Below are 25,076 nucleotides of genomic sequence, written 5' to 3'. Positions count from 1 at the left end.
GCGCGGACCCGCCGCTGCGGTGGCCCGGCTGCCGGATGCGCCATGCGGCCCCCGGGGCGGGTGAGGCACAATCGGCGCGATGAGCACCTACCGCGACTTCACCCACCGCGGCTCCGCGCGGGCCACCGTCCTGCGCACCGTCGGCACCAGGGAGCGCCGCTCCCATCTGACGGCGCCCCGCGTCCCCACCGTGGGCATCGACATCGGCGGGACGAAGGTGATGGCGGGCGTCGTGGACGCCGACGGCGCGATCCTGGAGACCCTGCGCGCCGAGACCCCGGACAAGTCCAAGAGCCCGCGGGTCGTCGAGGACACCATCGTCGAGCTGGTGCTCGACCTGTCGGACCGGCACGACGTGCACGCCGTCGGCATCGGCGCGGCCGGCTGGGTCGACGCGGACCGCAACCGCGTGCTGTTCGCGCCCCACCTGTCCTGGCGCAACGAACCGCTGCGCGACCGGCTCTCCGGCCGCCTCGCCGTGCCCGTGATGGTCGACAACGACGCCAACACCGCCGCCTGGGGCGAGTGGCGCTTCGGCGCCGGCCGCGGCGAGGACCACCTCGTGATGATCACGCTCGGCACCGGTATCGGGGGCGCGATCCTGGAGGACGGCCAGGTCAAGCGTGGCAGGTACGGGGTCGCGGGGGAGTTCGGCCATATGCAGGTCGTGCCCGGCGGGCACCGGTGCCCGTGCGGCAACCGCGGCTGCTGGGAGCAGTACAGCTCCGGCAACGCGCTGGTCCGCGAGGCCCGCGAGATGGCCGCGGCGGACTCGCCGGTCGCGTACAACATCATCGACCGCGTCAAGGGCAGCATCCCCGACATCACCGGGCCGCTGATCACCGAGCTGGCGAGGGAGGGCGACGCGATGTGCGTCGAGCTCCTCCAGGACATCGGCCAGTGGCTGGGCGTCGGCATCGCCAACCTCGCCGCCGCGCTCGACCCCTCGTGCTTCGTGATCGGCGGGGGCGTCAGCGCCGCCGACGACCTGCTGATCGGGCCGGCCCGCGAAGCGTTCCGCCGCCACCTCACCGGCCGCGGCTACCGCCCGGAGGCACGGATCGCGCGCGCCCAGCTCGGGCCGGAGGCCGGCATGGTCGGCGCCGCCGACCTGGCCAGGCTGGTCGCCCGCCGGTTCCGGCGCGCCAAGCGCCGCCGCGTGGAGCGCTTCGAGCGCTACGAGCGGTACGTGCAGGCCCGCCGCACGGGTCGCACCGCGCAGGGAACGCAGCGATGAGCACCGCCGAGCCGAACACCGCAGAACGGACCGACGTGAGAGCCCAGGCCCCGCAGGCGCCCCAGGAACCCGCCGAGGACCGCCGCCGGGTGATCCGCAGACGCACGCTCACCCTGAGCATCATCGTGCTGCTCATCGGTATCCCGGCCGGCTATCTGATCATCTCGGCCAACCAGAGCCGGGACAGCGGCAAGGACAAGGAGGCGCGGTACGCGGCCACCGGCCTCACCGGCGGGACCCCGTCCAAGGTGCAGCAGCGGCTGTACAACGTGCCCATCCCCTACCAGCACGCGGCCGTGTCGTACTACGAGACGAACAACTGGAAGACCAGCCGCCTCTACGTGCAGTTCCTCACCACGAACCAGGGCCTGGACACCTTCCTCAAAGCCATGGGCACCAGCCAGGCGGCCCTGAGGAAGGGCGATCTGCCCATCAGCGCCCGCGATCGCAGGATCGTCGACTGGGACTTCAGCGGCACGGGTGACTGGCGGGGCCTCACCCACCGCCGCAAGGACCCGCTGCCCACCCAGAAGATCGTGGTCAACCGCTCCAACCCGCGCTATCCGGAGGTGTTCGTGGTGTCCGCCACGACCCCCTGACGCCCGCCCTGACGTACGCACCCGCGGGCCGGTGCCTCCGGTCCGCACCCGCGGGCCTGCACCCGCGGGCCCGCACCCGCGGGCCCGCACCCGGGGCGGGCGCGCTTCGGTCGATGTGCGCAGGGGCTGTGTGCGCCTGCCGCCCGCGCCCCGCGAGGGCCCGCGCCGCGGTCGGGTGGCGGTCGGGTGGCGGACAGGCGGCGGACAGGCGGCGGACAGGCGGTCCGGGCGCGGACGGACGCCGCCGCGGGGACGGCGGGACGCCCCTGCGCACCGCGGACCCGCCCCCGGCCGGGCACCCCTGCCGTGCACCCGCGCCCGGCGCCGGAGCCGATTGTCAGACCCTGCTCGTACAGTCGAAGACACCTGGTCCGACGACACCGGAGGGAGGCGGGACAGATGGCCGTAGGGTCCGCCGCGGCACGCACGGAGGACGCCGCGCTCCGGGCGCTCACCCGCCTGCCCGCCGTCTTCGTCCCGGCCCCCCTCCCCAGGGAAGGCCGGCTCGCCTTCTGGGACCCCACCGGCGCCTGGGACCCGGCGCAGGCCGGGGCCGCGCACCCCCGCGCCACCCCCACCCGGCTCACGGTGGCGCACCTCGGCGACCCGGTGCGGAACCGGGCCGTGCCCGCCCTCACCCTCCCACTGGACGCCGCCCTCCCCCTGCTCGCCGCGGCCAGGGCGGCGCCCGGCACCCACCCGGCCACCGCCTGCTGGTCGGCCGCCGCGCTGCACGCCCTGCGGCTGGTCGCGCGTGGCCGGCTGCTGCCCGGGCTGACCGCCGACGGGCACGACGCCTGGCGCGCCGGCCCCCTGGACACCGACGACATCACCCACCTGCGGACCGTGGCCGCCGCACTGCCCTTCGAGGGCCACGCCACCCCGCTGCCCGGCAGCGATCCGCCCGCGGTCCCGCAGCCCCGGGCCCTGGTCCGCGCCTTTCTGGACGCAGTCGCCGACACCCTGCCCCGCACTCCCGCCGCGGCCCACGCCTCGGGCGCCCCGTTCGCGGCGCGTGCGCCCCAGAAGCTGCCCCGGGCAGAGGACTGGGCGGCCGAGGTCGCCGCCGGCATGGACGTAGGCGTGCGGATCTCCCTCCGGCTCGACCTCTCCGCCTCCCGCGTCTTCGACGAGGGCCCGGACGGCACAGACGGGGCCGCGGCCAACAGCGCCGGCACCGGGGCGCGCAGCGCCGGCGCTGCCGTGGTCCAAGTGCACAGCCTCGCCGACCCGACTCTCGTCGTGGACGCGGCCGCCCTGTGGGCCGGCGAGGCGGACCCCGCCTTCGGCCCCCGCACCCGGATCGACACGGCACTCGCGGTGCGCCGCGCGGCCCGCGTCTGGCCGCCGCTCGGCCGGCTCGCCGAGCGGCCCGCCCCCGACGTGCTGCCCCTGTCGGAGCAGGAGCTGACGGACCTGCTGGGCGTGGCGGCCACCCGGCTCGGCGCGGCCGGAGTCGCCGTGCACTGGCCTCGCGACCTCGCCCAGGACCTCACCGCCACCGCCGTGGTGCGCCCCGCGCCGGGCGCCGCAGTGGACGGGCCGGCGTTCTTCGAGAGCGAGGAGCTGCTGCAGTTCCGCTGGCAGCTCGCGCTCGGCGGCGAGCCGCTCAGCGACGCCGAGATGGACGCGCTGGCCGAGGCGCACCGGCCCATCGTGCGGCTGCGGGACCGCTGGGTGCTCGTCGACCCCGCGCTGGTGCACAAGGCCCGCCGGCGTGAACTCGGCCTGCTCGACCCGGTGGACGCGCTCTCCGCGGCCCTCGCGGGCAGCGTGGAGGTGGACGGCGAGCAGGTCGAGGCGGTGCCCGTGGGTGCGCTCGCGGCGCTGCGCGAGCGGCTCACCGCGGGCGTCGAGCCGGCACCCCAGCCGGCCGGGCTGCACGCGCGCCTGCGGGACTACCAGTTGCGCGGCCTCGCCTGGCTGGAGCTGATGACGTCCCTCGGCCTCGGCGGCTGCCTCGCCGACGACATGGGCCTGGGCAAGACCGTCACGCTCATCGCGCTCCACCTGCGGCGCGCCAGGCGCGAGCCCACGCTCGTCGTCTGCCCCGCCTCGTTGCTGGGCAACTGGCAGCGGGAGATCGACCGCTTCGCGCCGGGCACCCCGGTGCGCCGCTACCACGGCCAGGACCGCACCCTGGCCGGCGTCGACGGCGGCTTCGTCCTGACCACCTACGGCACCATGCGGTCCGCCGCGGCCCATCTCGCCGAGCAGCCCTGGGGCATGGTCGTGGCCGACGAGGCCCAGCACGTCAAGAACCCGTACTCGGCCACCGCGAAGGCCCTGCGCACCATTCACGCCCCCGCCCGGGTGGCCCTCACGGGCACCCCCGTGGAGAACAACCTCTCCGAGCTCTGGGCCCTCCTCGACTGGACCACACCGGGCCTCCTCGGCCCCCTGAAGACCTTCCGCGCCCGGCATGCGCGGGCCGTCGAGGGCGGCATCGTCACCGGCGAGGACACCGGCGCCGCGGAGCGGCTGGCCCGGCTGGTGCGGCCCTTCCTGCTGCGCCGCAGGAAGTCCGACCCCGGTATCGTGCCCGAGCTGCCGCCGAAGACCGAGACCGACCACCCGGTGCCGCTCACCCGCGAGCAGGCCGCGCTGTACGAGGCCGTGGTCCGCGAGTCGATGGTGCTGATCGAGGGCTCCGAGGGCATGACCCGCCGCGGCCTCGTCCTCAAGCTGCTCACCTCCCTGAAGCAGATCTGCAACCACCCCGCGCAGTACCTGAAGGAGACCGGCCGCCCGCTGGACGGCCGCTCGGGCAAGCTGGCCCTGCTCGACGAGCTGGTCGAGGCGCTGCTCGCCGAGGAGGGCTCCGCCCTGGTCTTCACCCAGTACGTGAGCATGGCCCGGCTGATCGCCGGCCATCTGGAGACCCGCGCCGTGCCCGCGGCGCTGCTGCACGGCGGCACGCCGGTCGCGGAGCGCGAGCGGCTCGTCGACCGCTTCCAGAGCGGCGCCGTGCCCGTGCTGGTCCTCTCCCTCAAGGCGGCCGGCACCGGTCTCAACCTCACCCGCGCCGGCCACGTCATCCACTACGACCGCTGGTGGAACCCGGCGGTGGAGGAGCAGGCCACGGACCGGGCCTACCGCATCGGGCAGACCCAGCCGGTCCAGGTCCACCGTTTCATCACCGAGGGCACCGTGGAGGACCGCATCGCCGGCCTGCTGGAGGCGAAGCGGGCGCTGGCCGACGCGATCCTCGGCGCCGGCGAGGCGTCGTTCACCGAGCTGACGGACCGTGAGCTGGCGGATCTGGTGTCCCTCCGGAGGCCGTCGTGACCCCCCGCAACCCGGGTCCGGGAGAGGATCCGGGCACCCACCGTGCCCCTCGCACCCCCGGCGCCCCACGTCCCGCGGACGAGGCCCGCCGCGCCCTGCGCGAGGCGCGGCGGGCACTGGCCCGGCGGGCACCGGCCAAGCGGGGCGGCCTCGGGCCGCCCCCTGCGGGGCCGGCGGGGGAGGGGCGCCCCGGGGGCGCCACCTCCGAGCCCGTCGACTCCGGGGAGACCCGCTCCGAGGAGGCCGGCCCGGGGGGCGTTGGTTCCGAGGAGATCGGCTCGGGGACCGCGTCCGGGAGTGGCGGACTTGGACCCGGACCCGTGCCCGGGTCCGAAGCCGGGTCCGGGCACGGCGGCTCGGGGGCTGAGCCCAGGCACGGCCTCGCGGGGGACGGCCCGCCCGGCACCGGTCCCGCCGGGACGGGCCGCCCGGAGGAGGGGCGTACCGAGGAGGGCCGCAGGGGGGCGGGGCGTACCGCGGGCGACCGTGCCGGTCGGAGCGGTGGCGAGGAGGGGCGCGCCGGGGCGGGCCGTACCGAGGAGGGTCGCGGGGAGGAGGGCCGCACCGCGAACGGTCGTACCGAGCAGGGCCGTACCGAGCAGGGCCGTGCTCCGCGAAGGCGTGCCGGGCAGGGCGGCTCCGGGCCCGGTGGCGGCCGGTATGCCGGCGGGCGCACGGGAGTCGCGGAGGACGACGGGGCGCGCACCTGGTGGGGGCGCGCCTGGATCGGTGCGCTGGAGGGCGGTGCGCTCGATCCGGCGCGACTGGCCCGCGGCCGGGGGTATGCGGGGCTCGGCAGGGTGGGGGAGATCAGTGTGGCGCCGGGGCGGCTGCTGGCGTACGTACAGGGCAGCCGAGTGCGGCCGTACCGGGCGCAGGTACGGGTGCGGACGCTGCCGGACGAGGCGTGGGAGGAGTTCCTTGACGCCGCGGCCGAGCACCCGGGCCACATCGCCGCGCTCCTCGACAAGGACCTGCCGCACTCGCTCGCCGCACACGGCCCCGGCCTGCTCCCCGGCCCCGGCGACCTGGAACCGCACTGCGGCTGCCCCGACTCGGGCCACCCCTGCAAGCACGTCGCCGCCCTCTGCTACCGCATGGCCCGGCTGCTCGACGAGGACCCGTTCCTGCTGCTCCTCCTGCGCGGCCGCGGTGAACGCGAACTGCTCGACGCACTCTCCCGCCGCCACACCACTCGCACCGCACGCGCGGCCCAGGCCGCCCGGGGGCCCGCACCCTTCCCCGGCGTACCGGCGCAGGACCTGCGGGACGCGCCCCCGCCAGGACCCCTCCCGCCGCCCCTCCCCGTGCCGAAGACCCCCGGGCACCCGCCCGCCTACCCCTCCACCCCCGGCGGCCCCGACCCCCTGGCGCTCGACCAACTGGCCATCGACGCGGCAGCCAGGGCCCACGCCCTGCTCACCACCGGACGCGACCCGGTGGGCGAGCTGACGGTGTGGCAGGACGCGGTCCGGCTCGCCGCCGCCCGCCCCGGCTCGGGCCTGACGGCCGCCACCCGCGGACTGTACGCGGCACTCGCCGAGGCCACCGGGCGCACGCCCGCCGAGCTGGCCCGCGCGGTGGCGGCCTGGCGGCAGGGCGGCGAGGAGGGGCTGGCCGTGCTGGAGGAGCCCTGGGATCCGCCCGCGGGCCGCTTCGACCGTGCCCGTCCCGCACTCCTCGCGGGGGACCTCCCCGCCTTCCGCCCCTGGCGCAACCACCTCACCCATCCCGGCGGCCACCTCCAACTCCGCCTGGGCCGCGACGGTCTGTGGTACGGATACGAGTCCGAGCCCGGCCGCGCGGACTGGTGGCCCCGCGGCGTCCCCGACCTGGACCCGGTGGGCGCCCTCTCCGGCCTGGCCGATCCGGGCGCCGACGAGGCCGACGAGCCCTCTTCCGCGGACCCCTTGAGGCCGTAGAATGCCGGCCATGATCCGCAGCCTTCGCCACCCCGTCCGCCGGGTACGAGCGCTTCCGCCGTACGGCTGTTGTTGATCCCCCTCTGACCGCCCGCCACCGGCCCGCGGCAGCCTCCGTGCGGCGCCGGCGGTAGCGGCAGGACCCCGGCCGGTCGGCCGGCCGCCGTGGGCACCGCCGGATCGGTGCGTCAGCGCATAGGCGTCGGCCCGCAGCCGCGGGCGGGCACCGCCCGTCCTACCGGGTCCGGCGTCCGCCCGCGTACCACGGCGGCACCCGCGTCCCACGCCCGTACGTCGTGCCCGCACGACGGCACACGGCGAAGGACAGGCACACGGCGAAGGAACCGGGCACCACAGGTGCGCCGCCCGAGGCGTACGGGCACCGCCCGCATCCTCCCCGCACACCTTCCGCGCACCGGTACCGCACCTGCCCGAGCACCGGTGCACAGCCCGGCCCCGCTCTCCACCCACCCACCCACCCACGCACGCGCACGGCCACCGCACCACTCCTCAGCCAGAGAAGGATGTCGCCATGACCGCAGCCGACCGCCCCACCGCGCCCTCCGGGGCTCCGCACGCGCCCTCCGGGCCGGTGCCCGGCTCCCGTACCGCCCCCGCGGCCCCTACCACCACCGGGGGCACCGGTTCCGAGGCCGCCTACGACCGCCGTAGGCTGCGGCAGTGGCTGGCCGGCGAGGCGCGGGCCGAGGGGGTGGAGCGCCGCTCCATGCTGAGGCTGCTCGCCGCCGCCGGGCTCGCCTCGTCCGCCGTACCGGTCCTGAGGGCCGCACCGGCGGCCGCCGCGCCAGGGGCGCCGTCCGCCCCGAGCGGGCCCGGCACCGCGTCCGCCGGGGCGGGTGCCGCGGCCGCCGCGGGGCCCGGCATCGTCAAGCCGCTGCCCGAGGACTGGTTCACCGTCCGCGGTACCAACGCAGAGACCCGGTTCGAGGCGCTGGCCGACACCGGCTACCACACCCCGGTGGAGCGGTTCTTCGTCAGGAACCACACGGCCACCCCGGTGCTGGACGCGGCGGACTGGACCCTCACCGTCTGGGGCAGCGGACTGACCGGCGGCGCGGCCGTCTTCACGCTGGACGACCTCAGGCGACTGCCCGCGGTCACGCGCAGCGCGTTCGTGGAGTGCGCCGGCAACGGCCGCAGCTTCTTCACCGGCCAGCAGGGCCAGAGTGTGGAGGGCACGGCCTGGACCCTCGGCGCGGTGGGCACGGCCCGCTGGCGAGGGGCCCGCCTCGCCGACGTCCTCAGGGCGGCAGGCACGGGCCCGCACGCGGTGGACGTCATGCCGCGCGGGCTCGACGCCGAGTACGTCCTGCCCGACACCGGCGAGAACCTGGGCCATGTGCGCCGACCGCTGCCCGTCGCCAAGGCGTACGAGGACGTGCTGCTCGCCTACGAGATGAACGGCGAGCCGCTGCCGCCCGACCACGGCCACCCCGTGCGCGTGCTCGCGCCGACCTGGGTCGGCATCGCCAACATCAAGTGGGTCGGTGACATCGAGGTCTCCGCCGAGCCGCTGTACTCGCCCTGGAACACCGACTTCTACCGGTTGTGGGGTGGGACGTACCCGCCCGAGGGCAGCGCGCCGCTGACCCGCCAGACCCTCAAGTCCGCCTTCGAACTGCCCTGGAACGCCACCCTCACCGCGGGCGGGCGGCAGCAGGTCACCGGCCGTTCCTGGTCGGGGCACGGAGGCGTGATCGGGGTCGAGGTCAGCGAAGACGGCGGCCGCACCTGGCGCCCCGCCCGGCTGCACGACGCCCCCGCGCGGGCCGGCTGGGTCCGCTGGTCGATCGAGGTGCGCCCCACCGCCACCGGCCCCGCCGAACTGCTCGCCCGCGCCACCGACAGCACCGGCCGCCGCCAGCCCGACACGACGCCGCACAACACCCAGGGCTATCTCTTCGACGCGGTGGTGCGGCACGCCGTGACGGTGGTCTGACTCCTGGCGTGGCACGCCGTGGCGGCGGTTCGACCTCCGCCGCGGCGCGCCGTGCGGGCAGTTGACCTGGTGCGCCGGGCGCGCCGTGCGGGAGCTTCGACCTCGCGCGCCGGGCGCCGTACCGGACGCTCGGCCTCCGGTCGGACGCACGGCACGCCGGGGGCACGGGGAACCGCGCGGGCGACCAGACGGCCCCTTCGTGCGGCCGACGGGCCGGGGACCGTGCGGCCGCGGGCGGGCCCGCCAGGAGCATGCTGTCCCGAGGAGCGGTTGCCCGGCGGTTCGGGAAAGACTCACCGCAGCGCTGGGTAGCTCCGACCTGACGGGCTGTCACAGACGGTTGATGGACACCTGCCGCTTTCGGGGCAGTCCCGGCGCCGTCCGGGCGTGAGCCCCAGCGGCCTCGCGCGCGTGCGCGGCACGGCGGCCGGCGTTCCCGGGTCCGCCGTGCCGGGCGCCTCAGGGCTGATGCGTTCTCAGCCAGCGAGATGAACTGATCGCGTGTGTATGCGTCGCTTCGGATGGTTTGCCCCGTTCGCCATTGAGCGGTGTGCATCATGAAGTCGCGGGTCACGGGTCTGGTGTGAATAGTGAGTTGGGTACTCGTGGCGGTCGGCGGCCGATGACCATGGTGTAGATCATCGGGCAGGTCCGGTTCTGGCGGGATGCCGGGTTCGGCTGCGCCCACGACACGGCCCCCGCCCACGATTCGTCAGCAGGTCGGCACACCGTGAGAACGCGGGAGGGCGCGGGGGATGCAGGAGCGGCAGCGGATCACCGCCCGCCACAGCGAACTGGATGCTCTCGCCGAGGAGTTGGGCAAGCACTCCAGGAGGCAGGCCGAGCGGCACGAACTGGCGGTCGCGGAGCGAAGTGTTGAACCGCCTGGCCGATCAGGTCCGGCCCGATGCCGGGCTGTCGCTCCGGCATCGGCGAAGGTGGCCGGGCGGGCAGTCCTGCTCATCCCGCACCGCAGCGACGCGGCCGACGAGGGCGGGCCCGGCGACTATCGCAAGGTCCTGGCGATCGTGCGGGAGGCGGACGGCCCGGTGCAGGTCAGGGCGGTCGGCGAGCGGCTGGGGCTGGACGCCTCGGTACACGGCAAGCTGGAACCTTCGCGGGCGAAGATGACCAAGCTCGCCGCCCGGGGCTGACTGCACAAGCGGGGCGACGGGCGGTTCACGGCACGTCCGTAGGCGCGCGGGGCGGGCCCGTAACTGACGGGCCCCCGACGGCAATGGGGATCGCCCTCCTGCTAGAGCACTAACGGCCGCTGAAGAAGTCGGTGAGGGCGGCGGCGACGGCCTCGGGCTGCTCCTCGGGGATGTAGTGACCGGCGTCGGGCACGATGACGCCGGTCACGTTCTCGGCCCACGGGCTGATGGAGGCCGCCATGTCCGGGATCGAGCCGTGGCTGCTGGAGATTCCGAGGACGGGCGCGGTCAGTCGCCGTTGCTCGAGTGCCGCGCGGTTCTTGCGCGCGGACTCGGCGGCGGCGCGGTAGTAGGCGAGGCCGGCGCGCAGGCCGCCATCGACGGCGAGGGCCGCGCCGTAGTGGTCGAGCTCTGCTTCCTCGAACGCGTCGGGCGCGAGGGACTTGGTCTTCAGGAACCAACTGATGTACTCCCGCTCGCAGCCGGCTATCAGCGTCTCGGGAAGATCGGGCACCACGTGGAACGCGAAGTGCCAGGTCTTGAACGCCGGAGTCGGGTCGAGGGGGATCGCTTCCGGCATGGTGATACCGGGAATTCCGGCGTCGAGCAGCGCGACCCCGTGCAGTCGGCTCTCGTAGTTCAGGGCGAGGGAGAAGGCGACCCAGGCGCCGATGTCGTGCCCGGCGAGCCAGTAGTCCCGCACGCCGAGCGCGTTCACAGCGGCCTGGATGTGCGCGGCGACCGTGTGCGTGTCGTAGCTGAGCTCCGGATGCTCGGAATTGCCTTGGCCCGGCCTGTCGATCGCTATGACCCGGAACCGATCGGCGAGAGCAGGCATGACCTTTCGCCAGGCCCACCACGTCTGCGGGAACCCGGTGAGCAGGACGACAGCCGGTCCGTCCGGCCGACCGCCTTCGACGGCGTGCAGGCGGACGCCGTCGGCGTCGACCCAGCGGTGCGTGAATCCGGCCAGGTCATGCAGGGGGAGGGCGGGGACGGGGTTGGTCATGGGAATCCTCCGTCGAGGCGGGTGGACCGTGATTCGACGCTAGCACGTCTTGAACTGATCAGTCCAAGATGGGAGAATGGGCCCCATGGCAGGCAAGAAGCAGTTCGACATGGACACGGTGCTCGACGCCGCGATGATCCAGTTCTGGCGCTCCGGCTACGCCGACACCTCGCTCGACGACCTGTCCCGGGCGACCGGCCTGAACCGCAGCTCGATCTACTCCTCGCTCGGTGACAAGGACGCGCTCTTCCTTCGCTGCCTGGATCGCTACGCCACGCGCTACGGCGACAAGTTCGACGCCGCCCTCTCGTGCGCGGCCGAGGACCCCGTCGCCGCCGTCCGTGCGTTCTTCGATGTCACCCTGGGGCGCATCGCCGACCCCGCCGTGCCCGACGGATGCCTGATGGCCCAGTCGGTCATGGCGAGTCCGGCGCTGAGCCCGAGCGTCGCAGAGCATGTCAAAGAGTTGTTCGGCCTACAGCGCCCGCGCCTGCGCACCGCGCTGAAGGCTGGCGGAATGTCCGACGAGAACGCCGAGGACTTCGCCGTACACGTAGCGGCCGTGAACCAGTCTCTCGCGGTGATGGGCAGGGCCGGGTCGAGCCCGGAGCAACTCCGGGCGATCGTCGGTGTGACCGTCGACGCGCTCGCGCGGGCGCTGAGACAGGTCGGATAGCTGGCACATCAAATTTCTGTCTGAGAGTCATAGGCGCTTCTCAATGTTCGGAGGGGCAGGACAGATGGCTGATGTAGCCGGCGTCGACCTTGGCGGGTTGGAGGAGTCGTCCCTCTGGGAGTGACGGAAATACGCATCACGGAGCCCTGCACGGCGGTGACCTGCGCCGATGATCAAGGTTCTCGAAGTCTTTGATCAGAACAGGGGTCGCGTTCGCGTGCCATCCTCCCCGATCGGTGTCCTGCAGCGCCACTGCCAGGGCACCGACTCCGCCTGCCCGGATCCGGAACCGCAGCAGTTCACCTCCCTGGCGGAGACGTTGAGCCGGATACCCGATCCCCGCCGGGTCCGCGGCCGTCGCCACCACCTGGGTTCCCTGCTCGCGCTGTGCCTGGTCGCCGTGCTCGGCGGAGCCAGGTCCCTGGCCGCCATCGCCCGCTTCGCCGCCGATACCGACTCCAGCCTGCGCGAACAGCTCGGGCTCGCCTCCAGCACACCGAACGGCTCCACACTGGGACGACTCCTCGCTCGTCTGGACGGCGACGCCTTGGACGACGCCGTGGGCGCCTGGCTCGCCCGGTACGCCGCCGACCCGGTGGACGAACCCGGTGAGACACTGATCGGCCTGGCCGTCGACGGCAAGACTGTGCGTGGATCCCGCACCGACGGCATGGCCGTCCACCTGCTCGCCGCCGCGCTGCACGGCTGCCAGACCGTGATCGCCCAGTGTCAAGCCGCCGCGAAGAGCAACGAGATCCCCGCCTTCGCCCCGCTGCTGGACCGGCTCGACCTGCGCGGCGTCGTCGTCACCGCCGATGCGATGCACACCCAGCGCACCCACGCCGAGCACGTCATCACCGCTGGCGGCCACTACCTCCTGGTCGTCAAGGGAAACCAGAAGAAGCTGCGCAAGCAGTTGCGGCGCCTGCCCTGGAGGGAGATCCCGCTGCAGGCCCCATCACCGGGGCCGGGCACGGCCGCCGCGAGGTCCGCCGCCTGAAGGTCTGCACCGTCCAGCCCGGCCTGCTCTTCCCGCACGCCGTCCAGACCATGGAGATCAAGCGCCGCCGCACCCACCGCAGGACCGGCAAGGTCCAGCCGAGGACCGTCTACGCGGTCACCAGCCTGTCGCCCGAGCAGGCCCGCCCGGCGCAACTCGCCCAACCCGTGCAGAACCACTGGTCGGTTGAGGCCCTGCACCACGTCAGAGACGTCACCTATAGCGAGGACGCCTCGCGAGTGCGCACCGGCACCGCACCCCGCGCCATGGCCACGCTGCGGAACCTGGCTATCGGACTCATGCGCCAAGCGGACTGGACCAACATCGCCGCCGCAGTCGATCACTACCGCTCACGCCCCCAGCACGCAACCGCCGCGCTCGGACTCACAGCTTGAGAACGCATCGCCCCTGCCGGGCGCCTGCAGCCTCATTGCTGGAGATGCCGCAAAACGAGTACCGCGTGATCGTGTTGCGAATTCTTTGGTCAGGCCCGCCCCAGTCCCTGGTACAGGCCACTCTCGAAATGCCCGTAAAGGGACACGATGCGTTCGTCGAAGAACGGTCGGATCTGCGTGAACAGGGCACCGGTCACCTTCTTGACCGGGTCCACCCAGAAGTAGCAGTTGAGCAGTCCGGCCCACGAGATGCTGCCAGCCGCACGTCCGTGCGGGCCAGGCTTCTCATTGATGTCGTAGGAGAACCCCCACTTATGCCTCTGACCGGGGAACTGGTCGAAGCTGTTCGACCAGGCCGGGTTGGCTGTGTGCATCTCCTGGACGTTCAGATCGCCGATCTGGTTGGTCATCATTTCTGCGACGGTTTGCGGTCGCAGAATGCGAACTCGATTCAGGGCGCCCCCGTTGAGCAGTGCCTGGAGGACACGAAGGTAGTCCTGCGGCGTGCTGAACGCGCCTCCGCCCCCCATGAAGAACTCGGGGCGTTGCGGAATCTCGAACGGCTCTGGCCTGAGGCTGCCGTCAGGCTGACGGGCGGCCAGTGTGGCAACCCGGTCACGCTGGTCGGTGCCGATCAGGAAACCTGAGTCCTTCATGCCCAGCGGCTCGAAGATGTTCTCCCGAAAGTACACCTCGAGCGACTGGTCCGTCACTTGCTCGATGAGCTTTCCGACCCAGTCCATGCTGATGCCGTACTGCCAGCGCTCTCCCGGATCGAACTCGATCGGTGCGCCGAAAGCGGCATTTTGGCAGGTGGTGATGTCCGGAAGCCCCGTGGCACCCTCATACCGGGTCAGCACCTCGCTCCAGTTGGCGTAGGTGTAGCCGGAGGTGTGAGTGAGCAGGTGGCGAACAGTGATCGGACGCTTCGCCGGCCGGAGAATCGGCATTCCACGGGAGTCGAACCCTTCCAGAACCTTGGGAGAAGCGAGCTGGGGCAGAATGTCGCTCGCTGGCTGCTCCGGATCGATTCTGCCCTGTTCCACGAGCTGCATGCAGGCGATGGCGGTGAAGTTCTTCGTCATGGACGCCAGCCAGAACACTGTATCCGGTGCCATCGGGGTCCCGGTATGAGCGTTGGCCTTGCCGAAGAAGCCCTCGTACGCGAGCCCCTTCGGCGTGGCGCCCATCGCTGCCACGCCCAGTGCCGTTCCGTCGTTGACGGAAGCGTGCAGCGAATCGTCGATCATCTCGAACCGCTTCGCGTGGCCGCGCTGCCATCCTGTAAGGCCGCGAGCCGACGCCGGAGGCGCTCCCAGCGCCTCCACGCCGAGCGACCCAAAGGCGGCTCCAGCAACCATGAGACCGCCTCGTGCAAGCACTCCACGGCGACCGATATCAGGCATTGCCAAACTCCTTTGTGATGACACGAGAACTACCGACACACTGGCCGGCTACGGTGAGGAGTCGTCGTGCGGCAGGAAGACACCTACTAGTGGCTGACGATCCGCCACCGGGCGACAGACAGGCGCACGTTGACCCCGGGGTCCGAGACGGGGCACCGGTCGGTCCTCTCGACATTTCGCATGAGGGATCTGCGTAGGCCTGGACCGCTGGCCCGTTCGCCGGACTACGGCTCAACCATGGACCTTGCCAAGCCGTGCGTCCAATACGTATCGCGCCCTCTGTGATACCTTGCGGCTCACAGAGGGTAAGGAGCTTGTGGCACGGTCATGGTTCGGCGTGCTGAAGTCTCCAGCAGGTGACTGTATGCGGGCGAAATGCGTTGAGGATCAGCGGCATTCCCGGTGGAAAGGTCACGGACAATCCTCCGCACCTCGTCCTGACACTTTGCCATGCAAAGCACCAGCGGTCGCCTGGCTGAATGTGCATTCTGCCAGGCCACATCCTGATGGCCCAGTTGAGGGCAGTGCGTGGGGAAAAGCGGAGAAGCAGCGAAACGGGCCTTCCGGCTGATCCTCGTCCGTGGCTCGTTCTTGGGTTGTTTGCAGGGCCGTCGACTTCGAGGCGCAGCAGCATCGCCGGGCAGTGGGCGTGTGCTGCGATATGGCAGACATGTCTTTGTGCGGAAGACGTCTGATGGGCGTGGTCACCCAGGAGCCGGCCCCGATGTTGGCGCGGTCGGCGAGGGCGGGCGCGCCCTGGCGTTCGCAGATCCGGATGATGCGGTGGGTGCGGGCCGCGGTCAGGTCGTGGGTGCGGCCGCGCAGTGCGGGCGAAATCCACAGCGCGCAGTGCGGGCGGGATTCACAGCAGTTTGTCCGCGGGGTCGGCAGCGAGCTGCACGTTCACGCCGTGGTGGCGGTGCTTTCGGGAGAGGTCGGCCCGGCTGTCATGGACCCGGTCGCACTCGGTGAGCGTTCCGTCGAGAAGGATGTGATCGGGAGCCCTTTCCCGCAGGACCCGCAGTAGTCCGGGCGCCCGGCGGGACGGATGGCCGACGGCGGCGGTGACGTAGGCGTGGGCGGTGCCGACGGATATGCCGAACCCGGCGGCGATCTGCGCGAGCGTGTCGTGTCGGCGGAGGTGGACCAGGCCGACGAGAGCACGCTGGTGAGGCGGGAGCTTGCAGCGGCGGTCACTCTCACGTGTGACGATGAGCATGGTCACCCACCCGACCAGAGCGTGCGGGAGGTCGAGTGCGGCAGGACAGGGAACCCACGAGGCTCCTGCGCTGATGAGCTGAGACGTCGAACATCTCTCTCAACGGCACAGGAGCCTCGTGCGTTGCGGGAACATCGTGAGCGACGTTCTCGGCCTCTCCCGCGATGACGACCAGAAGAACCGCATCCTCCGCATGGTGGTCGGCGGCATCCATGCTCGATAGGGGCGAGGCGGGACCGGCTCCGGTCCGCCGACCACCGTGCGCATGCCGGAGCCCGCGACCGGTCGTGGGGGCCCGGCCGGCACGGCCGGGCACGCACTCCGGAGGAGCCGGTGGTTATCGTGTCTGACTGTAGTCGAGCCAGGTGCCGGCCGGCCGGACCTGGCCGACGCCCGGGCGGCCGTAGTCGCACACCCCTGTGGGGAAGGCCCGGCGTAGCTGTGCCCGCTGTGCCCGGGTGAACCGGACCGGGTAGTCAGCGAAGTCGAGCGGCCGCAAGGCGCATTTGAGCGTGTTCTCGGCCAGCGGTTCTCCTGCCTGCTGCCGCGGGTCTGCGCCCACCGGATACTGCGCGGCGCACGGTCCGGTCGCCGGGTCGGTGATCGGCGCCTGGACGCGGTGGGTGGGGGACAGGTAGCAGCCATCGCCCAGGTCCCTGGGCTTGTCCGCTGTCACTTTGGCCTGCCGGCTGCGCGTGGAGTGGTCGGCCGCGATGCGAGTGAGCCACTCATCCATCGCGGCGAGTTCGAAGCTGTTGGCCGCCGCCATGCCCTCGGGGGTGTACTGGCTGTCGATGATTACTTGGTTGGCGCTCGTGCCGTTGGCTTGCCGAAGCCGTGCTCGCATCACCGACGACCACTGGGTGGTGTGGATGTCGAGCAGCGGCCCCTCGAGATCGAGGTCGACGCGCTGATCGATGATGGGTGTCGTCGCCAGGCCCAGGCCTCCGTTGACGAGGATGTCGTCGCGGTAGACGGCCTTCAGCGCCTTCGGGTGCGCCTTGCTTCGCTGCGGCACGGGAGCCCCGTAGGCGTCGAACCCGCCGATCGCGGTGTTGAGCGCGACGAATTGCGCTGCGGTGATCTGCCGGTGCCGCAGAGCGGCCAGGCCGTACTGCACGCCCTCGTTGTCCAGTTGGCTGCGCACCATTCCGGTGCGGGGATCCCGGCCGAGTTGGTTGGCATACTGTTCGGCGGCGGCGCACTTCACCCCGGTGGGGTTGGAGGTGCGGTTCCAGATCGCGGCGGGCGGGATGGCACTGTCGTCGGCCGCGATCTCCTTGTTGCAACTGTCGCTGGCCGTGTTGCGGTTGGCGTAGCTGGAGTCCCAGGACGTGCAGCTCCCGTAGCTGGGGAAGCCCGCGACGGCTTGCCGTTGCGCCGCGGTGAAGTCCGTCTCCGTACCCTTGAAGAAGTTCACCAGGAGCCTGCAGTCGTCTGCCGCGTTCAGGACGGTGAAGGGGTCCGGGAAGGAGAAGCCGGGCACGATGCCGTCAAGGATGCCGGGGTAGGCGTCGGCGATGTCGTACTGCTGTATCGAGCCGCCCGAGCCACCCCAGCCGATGGTGTGCGCCACCGGACCGTAGGTGTTGATGAAGTGCTCCTTGACCATCATCGCCGCCTCGGCGGAGAGGATGGTGCTGCAGTTGTTCTCCAGCACGTTGAGGCTGGAGGACGCGACGGCGTACCCCTGGGACAAGAACAGGTCGTTGAGAACGCCGCCGGTGGTGTTCCCCTGGTGATAGCCGCCGTTGCAGCCGCCTCCGAAGGTGTAGACGAGGCGCTGGTTCCAGCCGTGGTCGGGGCGCAGTGGCGAGGGGGCACTGCCGTCGTACAGAGCGGCGATCTGGTAGACGGCCCGGTCGATGGTTCCGGTCTCCACTCGGACGACGTAGGGGACGGTGCGCCCGTCGACCGTGGCGGTGGCCAGGTCCTTGGGCCGGGTGCCGGGGTCGGCCAGAGGCGCGTAGGCCCCGCCGGTGGTGCGGTACTCGTAGCTGACCACGGTTGGTGCCGAGCACAGCGGCTGTGTGGAGGGGCTCAGGCCGAAGGCGGTCGTCTCGCAGTAGAAGGGGTGCTGCTGCGGGCCGGCGAACACGGGGCCGGAACGGGGGTGATCGATCACCGTCAAGGTCGCGGCCTGTCCCCCTGCGGTGGCCGAGATCAGGTTCTCGCCCGGTCGCAGACCGGTCACCAACCCGAGCAGGGAGCCGTCACCTTGCCGCGTGAACCGGTCGCTGACGATGTGACCGTCCGCCGTCACACGGACCGCGCCGTGGTTCGGCGGATCGATCCGCACCAGCACTTCCCCTCCGCTGACGAACTGCGGCCGGGGATTGGAAACACTGCTGATCGCGAGGTGGTGGGAGCGTCCCGACGGAACGGGTGCCGTTCTCCCCGTCCCCGAGGGCGAATTCGAGGCCGCGGACGCAGGGGGTGTCGCCGCACCGAGCAGCACACATACCACCGCTGCCAACGCGGTGGTCAATCGATTCCTGAATGGGGTCACTGACGGCTCCTGGGAGGCGTGATGATCAAGATGTCGACACCTGGGTGCCCGCGGGCCCGACGAGGCGCACCGACTGATTTCCGCGGGCGTGGCGGATCGAATCGCCATATGAATGACGCGGTTGCGCCTGCCCGTCGCCTCCCGGTCCGCCACCGGTTGCGCTCGGTGTGGAACGCCTACCGTCGTCGGCGGGACGGTGGACCAGGCCGCAACGCGGCCGCCCGGTCGGCAGGGGCGTGTCCTCGGATGAGCTCGCGCTTGAGGATCTTCCCGGTGCTCGTCATGGGCAGCGTGTCGACGAACTCGACGATGCGGGGGTACTTGTACGCGGCGAGCCGTTCCTTGGCCCAGGCGCGCAGCTCTTCGGGGGTGATCCGGGACGCGTCGGTGGGGACGACGACAGCCTTGATGTCTTCGCCGTGGGACGCGTCCGGGATGCCGATGACGGCGACCAGTGAGACTTCCTGGTGTGTCATCAAGAGCTCCTCGATCTCGCGCGGGTACACGTTGTAACCCCCTCGGATGATCATGTCCTTGGAACGGTCGACGATGTAGAAGTAGCCGTCCGCGTCCTTGCGGGCGAGATCACCGGTCCGCAGCCAGCCGTCCCGGGTCGCCTCCGCGGTCGCTTCCGGGTTCCGCAGGTAGCCCTTCATGACGTTGTGCCCCCTGACGGCGATCTCGCCGACGGCTTTCGGGTCGTCCTCCACGGTGTTCCAGTCGCCGTCGACGAGTCGCATCTCGACGCCCGGGATCGGTACCCCGATGGACCCGGGTCGCGGCTCCTCGCCCCGTACGGAGAAGGAGACGACCGGGGATGTCTCCGACAGTCCGTACCCCTCCAGAATCGTGACGCCGAACCGCTCGCGGAAACGGCGGTGGATCTCGACGGGCAGAGCGGAGCCTCCGGACACGGCGATGCGCAAGGTGTCCGTGATCGCCGCCGGGTCGAGCTCCCCGGCGGCGTCGTGCACCGCCGACAGCAGACCCCAGTACATCGTCGGCACGCCAGCGAAAACGGTGACCCGCTCGGCCACGATGAGTTGGAGCGCGGCCTGAGGTTCGAACCGGGGCATCATGACCACGGTGCCGGCGTAAGCGACGGCCCCGTTCTGGACGACGGTCTGACCGAACGAGTGGAACAGCGGCAGCGTCGCCAGGTACGTGTCGGGACGCTCCGCGTCGCAGCCGAACACCGCGGCGCCGCACAGGGCGTTGGCGCGCATGTTGCGATGCCGCAACTCGGCCCCCTTGGGGCGGCCGGTGGTACCGGAGGTGTAGAGGATCACGGCGGTGTCCTCGTCATCGGTGGAGGTGGTCTCGAAGACGGTGTCCTGGTCCGCCCACGGCAGCGGCAGGGATGCGTCGGCCGGGATCACGAAGAGGTGCGAGCACCCCTCGGCCCGCTCGAACCCCTCACGGACCGCCACGTGCATCGGCAGGTGAGGCGTGCCCTCGAAGGCGAAATATGCCTTCGCGCCCGAATCATTCAAGTGGTAGGCGATCTCCTGGCCCTTGAGCAGGATGTTCAGCGGCACGACCGCGGCGCCCGTCTTGAGAATGCCGAAGTACACCATGGTGAAGGCCGGCGTGTTCGGGCATGACAGGGCAACGGTGTCGCCTCGTCCGACACCGCGGGACTTGAGCAGGTGGGCCACTTGTGACGCCGATGCCGCGAGTCGCGCGTACGACAGCCGGATGTCACCGCTGACGACCGCCGTCCGGGCGGGGAAGGCGGCTACCGCTTCGTCCAGAAGGCCGGCGAGGTTCGTCATCTGTCAAAGGCTCCTCTCGGTGCGATGTACGACCCGACGAGGAGACGGGTTCATCGGCTTGGCTGCTCGGACTGCGTGAACGGGTCGCCCTCGGCGCGCGCGGACTGGTGAACGCGGCCCGTGACTCGGACGCGGCTGTGACACCGACTGCTCCAGGCGGGAAGACGGGCCCCGGCGACGACCTCCGTCAGTACGCGTGAAAACCCGCGCTTTGCGGCCCAGCCGACCCGCTTCCACCATCCGCCGCAGGACCGGCGGCGCGGCGCACGGCGGCCCATTATCTTCGATGTACATCGAGTCGGCGGTCGCCGTGAGCGTGTCCGGGCCGATCAGGTCGGACAGCTTGAGCGGGCCCATCGCGCGGGCGCAGCCCAGCAGCCGGCCCAGCGCTGCGTCACGCTCCGCCGTAGTGGTCTTGTCCCACTCGACGGCCGTGCCCGGCGACTTGGACGGCACGGCACGGCCGGACTCCAGCGCCTCGCCGGTCGCCTCGGCCGGCCGGACGTCGAGTCCGGCCCGTGCGAACACCTCTACGATGCCCGAGCCCATCTGACCCGCACCGACCACTGCCACGCGTTGGATGTCACACACTTGCCGACTCCCTTGTCTGACACTGAGTACCCATATTCCATGGCACTCAGTATCCTGTCTAGCGTCCACTGCGAGGCGCTTTCGCTCAGGGCGAAGCATCAGCGCAGGGCTCACGGCGGTGGCGGACGGTCCTGACGGAGCCGCACGCGTGCGCGGTGGAGCGGGCGGCTCGCACCACGCGCTCCGCTCCCCGAGTGTCGGCGGGCCGTCCGGGGCCGCCCGGCCCGGCCCGGCCCAGTGCCGGCAGGTCCTGTCAAAGGGGGCCTATGCCGGCCCCTCCCGGAGTTCGGTCTCGATACGTTGGACGATCTGCCACATCGGGATGCCGCGCCGCGTAATCAGGACCACCGATTCCTCCGGCTCGCTCCAGGTGCGGTGGACCAGGTCCAGGGCGGGTTCGACGCTCGCCGCCACCTCACCCCGCCCGCCGGAGCGCAGCCAAGCGCGCATGCCGTGGTTATGTGCGGCTACGACGCCGGCGGCGATCACTGAGGCGCGGGCACCGCCGTCCGGCAGGTTGGCGAACCGGCGGATCAGGTAGTCGGCCAGCGCCCGCTCGTAGCGCCAGACGACGGAGAGCTCGTATGCCTTGAGTGCGGGCACCTTCCGGGTCAGGGCATAGCGCTTGACGGAGTAGTGGACGTTCGCGGCGTACATCCGCATCACCATGCGCGCTGCTCCGCAGGCCCTGCCCACCGGGTCGGGGTCGTGTTCGCCTTCGTTCAGGTAGTCCACCATGTCGGCCAGGGCTTGTTCGTGATCGGGAAAGATCACCTTCTCCTTGGTCGGGAAGTACCGGAAGAAGGATCTGCGGCCGACTCCGGCCAGCCGGACGATGTCATCGATGGTCGTCTCCTCGTAACCGCGTTCCGCGAAGAGTTCGAACGCGGCAGTGACCAACTGGGACCGGATGGGTGCCTTGCCGTCCTCCGGTCCCCGAGTCGGACTTTCCCGTCGGCTGTCGTGTGGACCACTCATGCGACGACGATACCGCGACGGGTGCGTATGGCTGACACTGAGAGTGCATAATTCAGGGTACTGAGTACCCTACCCCTGTGGAGCCACGATGAGCGACGACTTCGGCTACTTCCGGACCTCCGAGGAGCACGAGATGCTCAGGGCCACTGTCCGTTCGCTCGCCCAAGCGAAGATCGCCCCCCATGCGGCGGAAGTCGACGAGCGGGGCCGCTTCCCGCAGGAGGCGCGCGAGACGCTGGAGGCCAACGGTCTGCACGCCGTCCACGTGCCCGAGGCGTACGACGGCGCGGGCGCCGACGCGCTGTCCACGGTCATAGTGATCGAGGAGGTCGCCCGGGTGTGCGCGTCCTCCTCGCTGATCCCCGCGGTCAACAAGCTCGGCTCGTTGCCGGTGCAGCTATCCGGATCCGAGGAGCTCAAGGCGAAGTACCTGGGTGCGCTGGCCCGGGGAGAGGGCCTGTTCTCCTACTGCCTGTCCGAGGCCGACGCCGGCTCGGACGCCGCCGCGATGACGACCCGCGCGGTGCGCGACGGTGATGCCTACGTGCTCAACGGGGTGAAGCGCTGGATCACCAACGCAGGTGTCTCCGATTTCTACACGGTCATGGCGGTGACCGACCCGGGCAAGCGCTCCAAGGGCATCTCGGCGTTCGTGGTCGAGAAGGGCGACGAGGGAGTGTCCTTCGGTGCCCCGGAGCGGAAGCTGGGCATCAAGGGTTCCCCGACTCGCGAGGTCTACTTCGACGACGTCCGCATCCCGGCCGACCGGATTATCGGCGGTGAGGGAACCGGCTTCGCGACCGCGATGAAGACCCTGGACCACACTCGCATCACCATCGCCGCCCAGGCGCTCGGCATCGCGCAGGGCGCGCTGGACTACGCCAAGGGGTACGTGCGCGAGCGCAAGCAGTTCGGGAAGCCGATCGGCGATTTCCAGGGCATCCAGTTCATGCTGGCCGACATGGCGATGAAGCTGGAGGCGGCCCGCCAGCTCACCTACGCCGCCGCGGCCCGCTCCGAACGTTCCTGCACCGGCGGCGGGGACCAAGAACTGACCTTCTTCGGCGCGGCCGCCAAGTGCTTCGCCTCCGACGCGGCCATGGAGATCACCACCGACGCCGTTCAGCTCCTCGGCGGCTACGGCTACAGCCGCGACTACCCGCTGGAGCGCATGATGCGCGACGCAAAGATCACTCAGATCTACGAAGGCACCAACCAAGTGCAGCGCATCGTGATGGCCCGCAACCTGACCTGAGGTGCGTTGAGCCCCTTCCTCATCGGTGCGTCACCGCTCGTTCGAGCTGATCGCTCTCCGAAATCCATCTCGTGGACGAGATGAAGGACTGCCGGCTGTCGTCATGGTGATCCGTCGACATGGCCGACCGCAATGCAGCAACGCGGGGCCGTCGAGTGGGACGGGCGGAGTGAACGAGGCTTCTGTTTTAGGGAGAGTGTGAAGTCTTTCTCGAACAGCCTGGGTCCGCGGTGGGGCACGCGCACCGTACCCCGGCGCCTTGCGCCTTGATGCGCCTTGTCGGCCCAGCACCGGATGCTGGCTGCGGACAGGGCGTCGATGACGCCGCGGTTCGGCCGCGCGGATGTGAAAGCACAAGAAGCACGGGGTGAGCGTCCAGGTCATCGTCGATCCGCTCGACCGTCTGCTGTGGGCATCACTCACTCCCCCGGAGCGACCCACGCCGGGCGGAAGTTGGCGGCCGCTCACCTCAGCGATCAACACCGGGAGGAAGTCGCGGACGGCTGTGTGATGCCCAGGCTGAGCGTGGACGTTTCGCGGGCGGAGATTCCCGTGCGCGAGACTTACCGGCGCCGCATGGCCGAACTCGTTCCGACGCCGGCTCCTGCCATGAGGGGCACCCCGGGTGAGCAGCCTCAGCACGCCTGGACGGCCGTGGCCACCATCATCGGTGCCGTCACGGTCGCCCGGGCCGTGCCTGCCGGAGAAGAATCGCGAGAGGTCCTCGGAGCCGCGCTCACTGCTGTCTCCCGGCTTGTCGTGGAGGCGTGACCCAGGGCCCGGATGCCGTGCGCACGTCCCGTCCGCTGGGCTTGCGCGACGCTGGTTGCCGAGAGGTGCACCCCTTCGGCAGCTTCTGGCCCACCGAGTGGACCGCAGCCTCGCCCTCTTCCATGAGGTAGAAGGAGGTGACCGACGGGGTTTCCGCTCGCGTCCGCACAACACGCATCCGCCGGAAGCCTGTCCAGCCGACCCCGCAACCCGCACAGCCGTCGAAGCTTCCTCGGAGAGTCACCGGCGGTCTGCGTCATATCCCTTAGGGAGAACGATGATGCTGATGCGAGTGTTCAAGATGGAAGGAGGGTGCAAAATCACCCCTAAGAGCCCCTGGAGGCCCCCTTGATCCGCAGCCCCGTGGACGTGTCCACCCACAGTGGATCACCCCCAATAACCCACCGCACACAGGAGTGTCTCCCTGACCCCAGCCTTCTGTAACACGCTTCAGATCAGACGAGAATCGTGCCGCCATCGATCGTCAGTACGGTGCCGGTCGTGTAGGACTGGCCGAGGAGGTACAGGTACGCCTGCGCGACGTCCTCGACTTCGCCTACGCGTCCGACGGGCAAGGAAGTTCCGATGCTTTCGAACATTGCCTCGCGATCGGTTTCGCTCAGGCCCGACCAGAGAGGGCTGCGAACCACGCCAGGAGAGACTGCATTGACCCTGAGCGGAGCCAGTTCCACCGCGAGCGCCCTGGTGAGGGCCTCCACCGCACCGCAGATGCTGGCCGCGACCGCCCACCCCGGGCCGGGTCGGTCTTTGGCCGTGCCGGTCGTCAGCGTGATCGAACCGCCCGGCCGCAGATGTGCGGCGGCGGCGCGTGCCGCGTTCAGGGCGCTGAAGAAGCGCAGGGTGAAGAAAGACCGCGCCTGCTCCATATCGAGCGTGTCGAGCGGCATTAGGGTAAGTGGTTCGCCAGCGGTGTAAACCAGGTGGTCAAATTCTCCAAGGCCCGCGAGGAAGGTCGCCGTCTCGTCTGCGTCGGCGAGGTTCACCGCGTATCCTTCGGCACCGCTCGGCAACGCCGTCAGGGCCTTGTCGACGCTTGCCTGTCGGCTCGAGGCGACGACGACCTGTGCGCCCTCAGCACTCGCAGCCAGAGCCGTTGCCAGCCCGATGCCCGAGGTGCCGCCCAGTAGAACGACGCGCTGCCCGGTGAGATCCATGGTGACCAAGCCTTCCAAACGATCGTGGTGTCAACAGGCCCGATTTCGGGCCGCCCTCTTTACCCCTCCATAGTCGAGGAATTCTCGTCTTCGCGTCCAAGACCTATTAGGTCCGAAGTCATACCTTGCGGATATCACGCCGGAGGGCACCACCCGC

The 25,076-nt window shown here is 70.9% G+C and carries 17 protein-coding genes and 2 pseudogenes; 11 read left to right on the top strand and 8 right to left on the bottom strand.

From position 1 onward, the window contains the following. The first annotated feature begins 79 nt into the window (after nt 1-79). From IE313_RS15490 to IE313_RS35200, 6 genes are all read left to right on the top strand, one after another. Nucleotides 80-1,237 (top strand): ROK family glucokinase, encoded by a 1,158-nt coding sequence (locus tag IE313_RS15490; RefSeq protein WP_189932408.1) that lies wholly within the window; start codon nt 80-82, stop codon nt 1,235-1,237. Then, complete coding sequence (locus IE313_RS15485; protein WP_229924664.1) at nt 1,234-1,836, top strand: sugar kinase; 603 nt, start codon at nt 1,234-1,236, stop codon at nt 1,834-1,836. Before IE313_RS15490 ends, IE313_RS15485 begins: the two co-directional genes overlap by 4 nt. Nucleotides 1,837-2,235: 399 nt before the next feature. Beyond that, nucleotides 2,236-5,124 carry an SCO1167/SCO6262 family helicase gene (locus tag IE313_RS15480; protein WP_189932400.1) on the top strand — a complete coding sequence of 963 codons (2,889 nt, stop codon included), beginning with the start codon at nt 2,236-2,238 and terminating at the stop codon, nt 5,122-5,124. A gap of 320 nt (nt 5,125-5,444) precedes the next feature. After that, nucleotides 5,445-7,046 (top strand): SWIM zinc finger family protein, encoded by a 1,602-nt coding sequence (locus IE313_RS15475; RefSeq protein WP_308439176.1) that lies wholly within the window; start codon nt 5,445-5,447, stop codon nt 7,044-7,046. 532 nt (nt 7,047-7,578) lie between these two features. Further along, nucleotides 7,579-9,006 (top strand): sulfite oxidase, encoded by a 1,428-nt coding sequence (locus tag IE313_RS15470; protein WP_189932396.1) that lies wholly within the window; start codon nt 7,579-7,581, stop codon nt 9,004-9,006. Nucleotides 9,007-9,761: 755 nt separating this feature from the next. Next, complete coding sequence (locus tag IE313_RS35200; RefSeq protein WP_229924663.1) at nt 9,762-10,160, top strand: hypothetical protein; 399 nt, start codon at nt 9,762-9,764, stop codon at nt 10,158-10,160. A 109-nt stretch (nt 10,161-10,269) separates the two neighbouring features. On the opposite strand, the gene IE313_RS15460 is transcribed toward IE313_RS35200, so the two are convergent. After that, entirely contained in the window at nt 10,270-11,169 is a 900-nt protein-coding gene (locus IE313_RS15460; RefSeq protein WP_189932395.1) for an alpha/beta fold hydrolase, read from the bottom strand. A gap of 85 nt (nt 11,170-11,254) precedes the next feature. On the opposite strand from IE313_RS15460, the gene IE313_RS15455 reads away from it, so the two are divergent. The 3 genes from IE313_RS15455 (at nt 11,255) to IE313_RS15445 (ending at nt 13,240) form a co-directional block, all read left to right on the top strand. Next, on the top strand, nt 11,255-11,845 hold the full coding sequence (locus tag IE313_RS15455; protein WP_189932393.1) for a TetR/AcrR family transcriptional regulator: 591 nt from the start codon (nt 11,255-11,257) through the stop codon (nt 11,843-11,845). A gap of 217 nt (nt 11,846-12,062) precedes the next feature. Then, nucleotides 12,063-12,845 (top strand): ISAs1 family transposase, encoded by a 783-nt coding sequence (locus tag IE313_RS15450; protein WP_189932391.1) that lies wholly within the window; start codon nt 12,063-12,065, stop codon nt 12,843-12,845. Between the two features lie 50 nt (nt 12,846-12,895). Then, nucleotides 12,896-13,240, top strand: coding sequence for a hypothetical protein (locus tag IE313_RS15445; RefSeq protein WP_189932390.1), 345 nt, complete (start codon nt 12,896-12,898; stop codon nt 13,238-13,240). An 89-nt stretch (nt 13,241-13,329) separates the two neighbouring features. On the opposite strand, the gene IE313_RS15440 is transcribed toward IE313_RS15445, so the two are convergent. The 6 genes and pseudogenes from IE313_RS15440 to IE313_RS15415 all read right to left on the bottom strand — a co-directional run bounded on the left by IE313_RS15440 (nt 13,330) and on the right by IE313_RS15415 (nt 21,718). Continuing rightward, the gene (locus tag IE313_RS15440; RefSeq protein ID WP_189932388.1) at nt 13,330-14,646 is read right to left on the bottom strand and encodes a serine hydrolase domain-containing protein; all 1,317 of its coding nucleotides are present in this window, start codon (nt 14,644-14,646) and stop codon (nt 13,330-13,332) included. 686 nt (nt 14,647-15,332) lie between these two features. Further along, nucleotides 15,333-15,865, bottom strand: a pseudogene (locus IE313_RS15435) (transposase); the annotation flags it as partial. 337 nt (nt 15,866-16,202) lie between these two features. Further along, nucleotides 16,203-18,482, bottom strand: a complete 2,280-nt coding sequence (locus IE313_RS15430; protein WP_268256708.1) for a DUF6351 family protein — start codon at nt 18,480-18,482, stop codon at nt 16,203-16,205. A gap of 68 nt (nt 18,483-18,550) precedes the next feature. Continuing rightward, nucleotides 18,551-20,149, bottom strand: coding sequence for a long-chain-fatty-acid--CoA ligase (locus IE313_RS15425; protein WP_189932384.1), 1,599 nt, complete (start codon nt 20,147-20,149; stop codon nt 18,551-18,553). A gap of 210 nt (nt 20,150-20,359) precedes the next feature. Continuing rightward, nucleotides 20,360-20,740, bottom strand: a pseudogene (locus tag IE313_RS15420) (3-hydroxyacyl-CoA dehydrogenase NAD-binding domain-containing protein); the annotation flags it as partial. Between the two features lie 264 nt (nt 20,741-21,004). Continuing rightward, the gene (locus IE313_RS15415) at nt 21,005-21,718 is read right to left on the bottom strand and encodes a TetR family transcriptional regulator (RefSeq protein WP_189932380.1); all 714 of its coding nucleotides are present in this window, start codon (nt 21,716-21,718) and stop codon (nt 21,005-21,007) included. Between the two features lie 88 nt (nt 21,719-21,806). Between IE313_RS15415 and IE313_RS15410 the strand changes: the two genes are divergently transcribed. Both IE313_RS15410 and IE313_RS15400 read left to right on the top strand, forming a co-directional pair. After that, the gene (locus IE313_RS15410; RefSeq protein WP_189932378.1) at nt 21,807-22,973 is read left to right on the top strand and encodes an acyl-CoA dehydrogenase family protein; all 1,167 of its coding nucleotides are present in this window, start codon (nt 21,807-21,809) and stop codon (nt 22,971-22,973) included. A 576-nt stretch (nt 22,974-23,549) separates the two neighbouring features. Then, the gene (locus IE313_RS15400; protein WP_189932376.1) at nt 23,550-23,744 is read left to right on the top strand and encodes a hypothetical protein; all 195 of its coding nucleotides are present in this window, start codon (nt 23,550-23,552) and stop codon (nt 23,742-23,744) included. Between the two features lie 455 nt (nt 23,745-24,199). Here IE313_RS15400 and IE313_RS15395 read toward each other — a convergent pair whose 3' ends face one another. Continuing rightward, complete coding sequence (locus IE313_RS15395; protein ID WP_189932375.1) at nt 24,200-24,919, bottom strand: SDR family oxidoreductase; 720 nt, start codon at nt 24,917-24,919, stop codon at nt 24,200-24,202. Nucleotides 24,920-25,076 lie beyond the last annotated feature (157 nt).

The sequence above is a fragment of the Streptomyces sulfonofaciens genome (genome assembly GCF_014656295.1).
Classification (GTDB): Bacteria; Actinomycetota; Actinomycetes; order Streptomycetales; family Streptomycetaceae; genus Streptomyces; species Streptomyces sulfonofaciens.
Note: the sequence above shows the minus strand (reverse complement) of the source record. Positions and strands in the feature narration are given on the sequence as shown.